Genomic DNA, 8973 nt, shown 5'->3' with positions numbered 1-8973 from the left:
TGTCACGCCGAGCCGCCTGGCCGTCGATTCGCGCATCATCACGAGCGCGGCGGCGCCATCGGAAATGGACGATGCATTCGCCGCCGTCACGGTGCCGTCCTTCGCGAAAGCGGGTTTGAGCGTCGAAATCTTTTCGATGTTCGCCTTTGCCGGCTGTTCATCGTGATCGATAACCGTCTCGCCCTTGCGGCCCGATACCGTCACCGGCGCAATTTCCCAGTCGAACGAGCGGTCTTCGTTCGCGCGCTTGGCGCGCTTGAGCGATTCGATGGCAAATGCGTCCTGCGCCTCCCGCGTGAACTTGTACGAACCCGCGCATTGCTCGGCAAACGTGCCCATCAGCCGGCCTTTTTCGTACGCGTCTTCGAGGCCATCGAGGAACATGTGATCGAGCACCTGGCCGTGACCCATGCGCATGCCGCCGCGCGCTTTCGGCAACAGGTACGGGGCATTGGTCATGCTTTCCATGCCGCCTGCGACGATTACATCGTGGGAACCGGCGAGCAGCATGTCGTGCGCGAACATGGCCGCGCGCATGCCCGAGCCGCACATCTTGTTGACGGTCGTACTTCCGGTCGATAACGGCAAACCCGCGCCGAGCGCAGCTTGGCGCGCGGGCGCTTGTCCGAGACCCGCGGGCAGCACGCAGCCCATCACGGCTTCCTCGATCTGCTCGGGTTTCAGCCCTGCACGTTCAACGGCTGCGCGGATCGCGACCGAGCCTAGTTGCGGCGCTGTAACGCTTGCGAAGTCGCCCTGGAAGGCGGCCATCGGCGTGCGCGCAGCCGAGACGATTACTACAGGATCAGCTACGGAATCATTCATGCTTCAGCTCCTTGATCACACCTTCCACAATGGCGGGGACATCGCCGAGACGGGCGGCATCCGAGGCAAGTACATCGTTTTCCGCTGAATGCGCACCGCCGCGAGCCAGCGCCGCGATGCAATGCTGATAGGTCGGCTCGACCTCGTCCGGCCCGCTGATCATCATGCCCATGTTGCGCACGCGGCCGTCGTGAACGCCGTAGGTCCAGCCGTGCACGGTGATTTCCTGACCACGCGCCCATGCATCGCGCAGGATGGTCGTGTGGCACACGTTGACCGTTTGCTCGATCGTGTTCAGCTCCACAAGCCGGCGATTCCTGGCGATGCCCATTGGCCATTCTTCGAGCAGCGAGGCGTGTTTGTCGCGTACGTCCTGTACGTGACGCAGCCAGTTGTCCGCAAGACCGACACGCGTTCCAACGAGCGCCGCACCCACGCCGGAACAACCGTAGTGGCCGACGACCATGATGTGCTTCACCTTCAGCAGATCAACGGCAAACTGGATCACCGACAAACAATTGAGGTCCGAGTGCACCACCACGTTCGCGATGTTCCTGTGCACGAACACTTCACCCGGCGGCAAGCCGATGATCTGGTTCGCCGGTACGCGCGAATCGGAGCAGCCGATCCACAAGTATTCGGGCGCTTGCTGATGAGCCAAGCGAGAGAAATACTCGGCATCTTCGGAGAGTTTGCGCTCGACCCATTGCAGGTTGTTGTTGAACAAATGCGAGAGCGGGTTGCTGTCTGGATTTTCAGTATTGTCGATGTTTGACATGGCATTCAGTGCTGGTAGGTCACGCGGGTTTCATGCGGCGGCGCATGCGGCAGGTGCGCCGTTCAGAAAACGCTCGGGATAGCGAACGCTGAAACGGTTGCTGCGTTCGTAGGGGAAAAACTCGGCGAGTTCGCCGTTGAGGATCTGTTCCTTATGCTTTTGCCAGAGAGCCGGATCGAAGAAATCGGCATGGTGTTTCATGAAGACGTCGCGCACTCGCGGATCGCCGAGCAGGAACGTTCCATACGTTTCCGGAAAAATATCGTGCGGCCCGACGGTGTACCACGGCTCGCCCGACATTTCCTCTTCTTCGGTGCGCGCTTGCGGCACATGGCGCACGTTGCAATCGGTCAGGTATTCGATTTCATCGTAATCGTAGAACACCACGCGGCCGTGCCGCGTGATGCCAAAGTTCTTGTACAGCATGTCGCCGGGAAAGATGTTCGCCTGCATCAGTTGCTTGATGGCGTCGCCGTACTCCCTGATGCCATGCTCGATCTCGTGTGGCGTGCCGTTCTGCAAATACAGGTTCAGCGGCGTCATGCGGCGTTCAATATACAAATGCCGGATCACGAGCTTGTCGCCTTCGTATTCGATCATCGACGGGATTTCTTTCCTGAGTTCCTTGAGCAATGCATCGTCCAGACGGGCTAACGGCAACGCGACGCTCGAATATTCGAGCGTGTCGGCCATGCGCCCCAGCCGGTCATGGCGCTTCACCAGCCGGTACTTGTCCTCGACTTTCTCGCGCGTGGTCTCCTTCGGCGGCGGGAAGTTGTCCTTGATCAGCTTGAACACATAGGGGAACGATGGCAACGTGAACACCAGCATGACCATGCCCTTGATGCCCGGCGCAAGGGTGAATTTATCGCTGGAATGCGAGAGGTGATGCAGCAAGTCACGATAGAACAGATTCTTGCCCTGCTTCTGCAGTCCCACGGATGTATAGATCTCCGCCTTCGCTTTGCCCGGCATGATGGTGCGCAGGAACTGCACATACGCCGACGGCACCTCCATATCCACGAGAAAGTACGAATGCGAAAAGCTGAAGAGGATCAGCACTTGTTCGCGTTGCAACAGGACCGTATCGAGGGCGAGCAGACCTGGTTGCGCGTGACGCACGGGCAAGACGAACGGCAGGATCAGGTCGCCGTTGATGATCCGCCCGATCATGTACGCCGCCTTGTTGCGGAAGAACAGGGACGACAACATGTGGATCTGGAAATTCGGTGCCGCCTCGAACTCGCCTAATGCCTCGGTGATGGCTCGCATGACGCATTGAACATCGCGTTCGAGGTCTTCAAATGCAGGCTCGAGCTGGAAGTTCGTGACAATGCGCGCGAGCGTTGCAGCGAGCCCGTCCTTCTTTGGGTAATACGCGCGATACGTCGGCTTGGCGGCGGGTTCATCGTTCTCGATGTATTCCGTCGATATGGCCGGCCGCACAAAGATGAAGTCGTTATTGAAATACGACCTGTGCAGGATCTTGCAGCACACGGAGTTGAAAAACGTCTCGGCGCATTCGGGTTGCCGATGCGTCGTCAACAAGCCGATGTAATGCAGCTTGATCTGCTGCCAGACTTCATCGTCTATGTTCTCTGCGTCGTATTGGTCCTGCAGACGCGTCACACATTCTTCCACGCGATCGTCGTAGGACGTGATGCGCTCGCGCGCCAGGCGTTGCAGCGCATGCCAGTCGCTTTCTTCGAATAAATGCTTCGCTGCGATCGCAGCATCGCTGAAAACGCGATAGTGACGATCGAACCCTTCGAGCAGCGTTTGCGCGACATCGAAGCCAATCTGCGACGACAGCAATCTGGGAAAGTGATTCATATCGACCCTGCACTTCGTGTGGTGTCGCGTGAGGTGCGTTACTCCCTGTGCATTCAAACCGGGCGATATTGTATCGCCACGGCCGTTCATACCGCCTTCGCGCGTTTCTCCGTGGCCGGAGAAGCCGCAGCCATCTTGCGTGCGCGCTTTTCAGCACTCGCCGAAAGCAACGCACGGCCTTGCGTTTCGTACGCAGCAAGCTCGGCGAGCGTCGCGTTCAGGTCTTCCAGTTGCCGCTCCAGCACCGCGCGATGTTCCGTGATCGTGTCCAGGAACGCGTGCAACTGCGCGACGGTGCCCGTGGGTGAATCGTAGAGATCGAGCAGCCGGCTGATTTCCGACAGCGTAAACCCGAGCCGCTTGCCGCGCAGCGTCAGCCTCAGGCGCGTGCGGTCGCGCGCCGAATAAACGCGCCGCACACCGTTCGTGCCTTCGCGCGCCGGCGTGAGCAAACCCTGATTCTCATAGAAACGGATCGCGCGGGGCGTGATGTCGAATTCACCAGCCAGTTCGGTGATGGTGTAACGCGTGTCGGTCATTTGAAAGTAGGGAAGCGCTGAACGGCTTTTGACAACCGCTGTAAAATACAAGTTAACGTTAGCGTCAACTTGGCGGCATTGCAAGAATCGACAACCCGGAGACCGACCCGCATGAATCCGCTCGAACAACAACTGGATTACGTTTTCGCCGACCGGCTTCCCGAACCCGGCCGGGCGATGGAAGTCGCGCCCGGCGTCTTTTGGGTACGCATGCCGCTGCCGTTCGCGCTCGATCACGTCAACGTCTGGGTCATGCGCGATGAAATCGATGGCGTAAAGGGCTGGACCGTCATCGATTGCGGTATTTCAGACGAAACCATCCGCGCCAGTTGGGAAAGCGTCTTCGGTACGTTGCTCGACGGCTTGCCGGTTTTGCGTGTGATCGTCACGCATTGCCATCCGGATCATCTGGGCCTCGCCGACTGGATTTGCAATGGCGGCGAGCAAAAGCGCTGGGGTCCGGTAAGACTCTGGATGTCGCACGGCGAATATGCAATGGGCCGCGTCATGTCCAGCGGCGACGGATCGGATGCAGGCGGCGAGCGCGCCGCACAGCACTTCGCGCGACATGGCATGAGGGACCCGGCATCGCTCGAAGCGTTACGCAAACGCGATACGTATTACCCGAAGCTCGTTCCATCCATACCGCAGCATTTCCGCCGACTGCGCAACGGCGACATGGTCAGGATTGGCGGGCGCGACTGGGAAGTAATAACGGGTTTCGGTCATTCGCCCGAACATTGCGCGTTCTATTGCGCGGAGACCAACGTGCTGATTTCCGGGGACATGGTCTTGCCGCGCATTTCGACGAATGTGTCCGTGTTTGCTATCGAACCGGAGAGCAATCCGGTGGCGCTGTTCCTGGAATCCCTCGGCCGATACGAAGCGTTACCCGCCGATGCGCTTGTCCTGCCTTCCCACGGCAAGCCGTTTCGCGGCATGCATACGCGTATCAGGCAGCTTCGCGACCATCACGCGGCGCGGCTCGCAGAAGTGCACGAGGCGTGCGCGGCGAAGCCGCAAAGCGCGGCGGACATTGTGCCGATCATGTTCAAGCGTCCGCTCGATGTACACCAGATGACTTTTGCGCTCGGCGAAGCGCTGGCGCATTTGCACTTGCTCTGGCTGAAAGGTGAACTGGTGCGTCGTACGAATGAAGACGATGGCGTAATCCGTTTCGCGCCGGCATGAAAAAACCGGGCGCTTTTTATAGGGCGCCCGGTTTTTCAAAGAGCAACAACGCTTACTGCACGGATACGGTCGAAAAGTTCTGCCGTCCAAACGGACTGACCCGATACCCGCTCACGTTGGCTTGCGTCAGCGCGGACGCGGTCGGATAGCCGAGCGGAATCCACAGCGCCTGGTCGTGGATGATCTGCTGCGCTTCGGTATAAGCCTTGGTCCGCTTGCCGATATCCGCCGATGCCTTGCCTTCATCGATCAAACGATCCAGCGTCGGGTCGCAAAAACGCGCGAAGTTGATGCCCGAGCGCACGGCGGCGCAACTGAACAGCGGCGAGAGATAGTTGTCCGGATCGCCATTGTCGCCAGCCCACCCCATGAACAACATGTCGTGCTGGCCTTGCTTCGCTTCCTTGATCAGCTCACCCCATTCGATCACCTTGACCTGCGCCTTCACGCCGATCTTCGCCAAGTCCGCCTGCAGCAATTCTGCGCCGGCCTTCGGGTTCGGATTCAGCACGCTGCCGTTCGGACGCACCCAGATGGTCGTATCGAAGCCATTGGGATAGCCTGCATCGGCGAGGAGTTTTTTCGCGCGATCGACCGAATACGCGTACGGCGTCACCTGCTTGTCATAGCTCCACGTGTTCGGCGGGAACGGATTCACGGCGGCCGTCGCCGTGTTCTCGAAGACCGTTTTCAGGTACGTCGTGCGATCGAATGCCTCGTTCAGCGCCTGGCGGACCTTGGGGTTGTCGAGCGGCTTTTTCTGCGTATTCAGCGCCACGAACGCCGTCATGAACGCCGGCGTTTCGACGACCTTGATCGAGCCGCCTTTCTTCGCATCGATCACATCCTGCGGCTTCGGCGACAACGCGATCTGGCATTCACCCGCCTTGATTTTCTGCGCGCGCACGGAGGCGTCGGGCGTGATTGCATAGATCAACCGGTCGACCTTCGGCTTCGCGCCCCAGTAGGCCGGGTTCACGTCGTAGCGGATCACGGCGTCCTTGGTATAACTCTTCAATACGAACGGACCCGTGCCGATGGGTTTCGCGTTCAGATCGGTTTCCTTGCCGGCCTTGAGCAATTGATCGGCGTATTCGGCCGAATAGATCGATGCAAAACCCATCGTCAGAATGGGCACGAAGGTCGCGTTCGGCGTGTTCAGCACGAACGTCACGGTATTGTCATCGACCTTGGATACCGACTTGATCAGCTTCACCAGACCCATCGATTGCGCATGCGGAAAGCCGCTTGCGCCCGCCACCTTGTGCCACGGGTTGCTGTCCGAAAGCATGCGATCGAACGAAAACACGACGTCATCGGCCGTCAATTTCCGCGATGGCTTGAAGTAATCCGTGCTCTGGAATGCCACGTTCGGGCGCAGGTGAAACGTGTAGGTCAGGCCGTCGGCGCTCACATCCCACTTCTCGGCGAGCGCGGGCGTGACCTTCTTCGCGACTTCATCGTAGGAGACGAGTGTGTTGAAGATCACATCCGCCGATGCATTGGTCGTCACGAGCGAGTTGAACTGCACGACATCGAAGCCGTCGGGACTCGACTCCGTGCACACGGTAAGCGGTTTTGCTATCGCGAGCATCGGTATTACGGCCAGGACTGCGGCTGCGAGCATTCTGAAGCGCATGGAATCTCCCGTTTTTGATGCTGTTGTCGGTTAGTCGGTTAATTTTCGTCATTTTTCGATGCAGGCAGCGTTGCGACTCGTTGCGACTTATTGTACGGCGCGCTCCGGCGCACGGTCCTGCGCAACAAACCCGCGTCGGCGTAGCTTACTGAAACGTTATTTCCGCTACAACGACCGATTGGGGATATCGATATGGGACCGATCCCGCCCGGCTGCGTCGCCTTGCCTAATCCGTAGCCCCACGCTAAACTCATGCCCGTCTTTGGGGAGTAGCCTTCCTTCCGCAATGGGAGGAGGACGCGTCAACATACTCGGCTGGTGCCGTGGCGCGTTCGACCGGTCAGGTTTGGCGAGACCATGGGTGCATCTTGTCGTTCACGGTCGGACGGCGCGGGATAGCACCCTGGTTCGCTGACGTCCGACCGTGAAATCATCGTGTCTCCAAAACAAAAATACCCCACTCCGGTCACAAGCCTCTCCTTGCGCAGCGGTCGCCAGTACCCTTCGTTGCGAGGTGCGGCATGACCATGCTCTTCCTGCAACTCGCACTCATGCTCGTGGTGATTCTGGCGGCATCGGAATTGTTCACCAATGCACTCGAGCATCTCGGCGAAAAACTCGGTATCTCCGAAGGCGTCACAGGTTCGCTCTTTGCGGCCATTGGCACGGCATTGCCTGAAACCACCGTGCCGATCATCGCGTTGCTGGGCGCCTCGGCAAATCGTTCGGTCAACGAGGAAATCGGCGTCGGCGCCATTCTTGGCGCGCCGCTGATGCTCGCGACGCTTTCCACCTGCCTGATGGCCATTGCCGTGATCAAGACGCGCGGCCTGAAGGGTCTGGTCACGCCTGAACACACGGGTTTTACCCGCGATCTCAACTTCTTCCTCTGCGCGTTCATGATTGCAGCCGGCGCGATGTTCGTCCCGCATCACGCGTGGCCCGTGCGCGCCTTGTTCGCCGTCGGCCTGGTCGGCGTGTATGTGGTGTATGTGATCACGACGTTTCGCGCATCGGCCAGTCTGGTCGAGAAAGGGCACGGCACCGAGGCCCCCGAGCGCCTGCTGATCGCGCGTGTGGGCTTGCCGACGACGCTTGCGACCATTGCGCTACAGATGCTGATCGGCGTTGCACTGCTAGTTGGCGGGGCGAAGGGGTTTATCGCGGGCGTTGAAGGTGTGTCGCATGTGCTGGGGATTTCGGCGTTGCTGCTTTCGCTGATCATCATCCCGATCGCGACCGAACTGCCCGAAAAGGTGAACAGCATCATCTGGGCGCGGCGCGGGAAGGACACGCTCGCGTTCGGGAACATCACCGGCGCAATGGTGTTTCAAGGCACGTTGCTGCCGGGTATCGGCATCATGCTGACGCCTTGGGAACCGCGCGTTGAAGTGCTGACCGGCGTTTTCATCACGCTTGCCGCCGCCGCATGGCTGCGGTTCAACGCGAGAAAAGGCGGGATCGTGCTATGGGCGCTGCTCGTGAACGGCGGCCTGTACGCGCTTTATCTCGGGTTGACGCTGGGACGGTAAGTCATCGCAGGTGGCGGCGTGCGCCTCGGCATGCCGCCAGTTCGCGCGCAAAAAAAAGCCCGCCGAAGCGGGCATCAATCACATTGCGCGTCGCACTTACCGCGCATCTGTTGTTGTCCTGCGTTGTCTCTTCACTGCCGCATCAGAGTCGTGCTGCCTGCTGATACCGGCTGGCGGCGCTCGCCTGGTTCATCGCTTGCCGGTGATTCCTCATCAACGCCGTTTCCGCCGATGTCGCCACGTTCATGATCGTCGCAATGCTCGCCTGGATCCGGCGGATGATGACCATGGCATCGGCGGGCTGGTCGGCTTGCAAGCCCATCAGGAGCGGCGAACGCGTTTGCGTGAGTTCGGCGGCGCGGGGCCAGTCGTTATCGGCGGCTGCATTTTCGATGGCTTCCGTCAGCGCCCACGCCTGCGCGATCAGTTCTTGCTGGTTCATCGCTTTGCTCCCTTACTTGTTGGTCGCGAGTGCGCCCGCGCTGTCCGTGCCGCCGAATAACTGCGTGAGGTAGCTGGCGTTGCTTGTCGATTGCGACATCAGCGTGTTCAGCGCCGTGAATTGCGCGTTGTACGAAGTCGTCAACTGCGCGGCGTATGCCGTGAGTGCCGTTTGCTGGTCGCTCAGGCTTTTCA

8 protein-coding genes, 1 pseudogene and 1 riboswitch are annotated in these 8973 nt (G+C 59.6%); of the genes and pseudogenes, 2 read left to right on the top strand and 7 right to left on the bottom strand.

The features are described 5' to 3' along the window. The 4 genes from ACRXB1_RS22985 to ACRXB1_RS22970 all read right to left on the bottom strand — a co-directional run. On the bottom strand, positions 1-825 hold an 825-nt coding region (locus ACRXB1_RS22985; RefSeq protein WP_449493322.1), incomplete at its 3' end, for an acetyl-CoA C-acyltransferase. Continuing rightward, positions 818-1603, bottom strand: a complete 786-nt coding sequence (gene can / locus ACRXB1_RS22980; protein WP_062168736.1) for a carbonate dehydratase — start codon at positions 1601-1603, stop codon at positions 818-820. The genes can and ACRXB1_RS22985, both read right to left, overlap by 8 nt. 30 nt (positions 1604-1633) lie before the next feature. Beyond that, positions 1634-3436: a bifunctional isocitrate dehydrogenase kinase/phosphatase gene (aceK, locus tag ACRXB1_RS22975; RefSeq protein ID WP_449493321.1), complete on the bottom strand. Its 1803-nt coding sequence runs from the start codon at positions 3434-3436 to the stop codon at positions 1634-1636. A gap of 86 nt (positions 3437-3522) precedes the next feature. Then, positions 3523-3975 carry a MerR family transcriptional regulator gene (locus ACRXB1_RS22970; RefSeq protein ID WP_449493320.1) on the bottom strand — a complete coding sequence of 151 codons (453 nt, stop codon included), beginning with the start codon at positions 3973-3975 and terminating at the stop codon, positions 3523-3525. A 111-nt stretch (positions 3976-4086) separates the two neighbouring features. Between ACRXB1_RS22970 and ACRXB1_RS22965 the strand changes: the two genes are divergently transcribed. After that, a complete protein-coding gene (locus ACRXB1_RS22965) occupies positions 4087-5166 on the top strand; it encodes an MBL fold metallo-hydrolase (RefSeq protein WP_449493319.1) in 1080 nt (359 codons plus the stop codon). Between the two features lie 52 nt (positions 5167-5218). On the opposite strand, the gene ACRXB1_RS22960 is transcribed toward ACRXB1_RS22965, so the two are convergent. After that, the gene (locus ACRXB1_RS22960; protein ID WP_449493318.1) at positions 5219-6805 is read right to left on the bottom strand and encodes an ABC transporter substrate-binding protein; all 1587 of its coding nucleotides are present in this window, start codon (positions 6803-6805) and stop codon (positions 5219-5221) included. Between the two features lie 252 nt (positions 6806-7057). Then, positions 7058-7229: riboswitch (yybP-ykoY riboswitch) on the top strand. 97 nt (positions 7230-7326) lie between these two features. Between ACRXB1_RS22960 and ACRXB1_RS22955 the strand changes: the two genes are divergently transcribed. After that, on the top strand, positions 7327-8337 hold the full coding sequence (locus tag ACRXB1_RS22955) for a sodium:calcium antiporter (RefSeq protein WP_062168747.1): 1011 nt from the start codon (positions 7327-7329) through the stop codon (positions 8335-8337). A 142-nt stretch (positions 8338-8479) separates the two neighbouring features. On the opposite strand, the gene ACRXB1_RS22950 is transcribed toward ACRXB1_RS22955, so the two are convergent. Both ACRXB1_RS22950 and ACRXB1_RS22945 read right to left on the bottom strand, forming a co-directional pair. Continuing rightward, positions 8480-8779: a flagellar protein FliT gene (locus ACRXB1_RS22950; protein ID WP_061998260.1), complete on the bottom strand. Its 300-nt coding sequence runs from the start codon at positions 8777-8779 to the stop codon at positions 8480-8482. Positions 8780-8791: 12 nt separating this feature from the next. Further along, positions 8792-8973: pseudogene (locus ACRXB1_RS22945) on the bottom strand (flagellar filament capping protein FliD); the annotation flags it as partial.

The organism is Caballeronia sp. M23-90, assembly GCF_053574605.1.
The sequence above is the reverse complement of the archived record's forward strand: the minus strand, read 5'-3'. Positions and strand labels throughout refer to the sequence as shown.

Bases quoted from the DNA above. Each gene is read 5' to 3' on its own strand.
- ACRXB1_RS22970 (WP_449493320.1), bottom strand. From the start codon at position 3,975: ATGACCGACACGCGTTACACCATCACCGAACTGGCTGGTGAATTCGAC.
- ACRXB1_RS22960 (WP_449493318.1), bottom strand. From the start codon at position 6,805: ATGCGCTTCAGAATGCTCGCAGCCGCAGTCCTGGCCGTAATACCGATG.
- ACRXB1_RS22955 (WP_062168747.1), top strand. From the start codon at position 7,327: ATGACCATGCTCTTCCTGCAACTCGCACTCATGCTCGTGGTGATTCTG.
- can (WP_062168736.1), bottom strand. From the start codon at position 1,603: ATGTCAAACATCGACAATACTGAAAATCCAGACAGCAACCCGCTCTCG.
- ACRXB1_RS22950 (WP_061998260.1), bottom strand. From the start codon at position 8,779: ATGAACCAGCAAGAACTGATCGCGCAGGCGTGGGCGCTGACGGAAGCC.
- ACRXB1_RS22965 (WP_449493319.1), top strand. From the start codon at position 4,087: ATGAATCCGCTCGAACAACAACTGGATTACGTTTTCGCCGACCGGCTT.
- aceK (WP_449493321.1), bottom strand. From the start codon at position 3,436: ATGAATCACTTTCCCAGATTGCTGTCGTCGCAGATTGGCTTCGATGTC.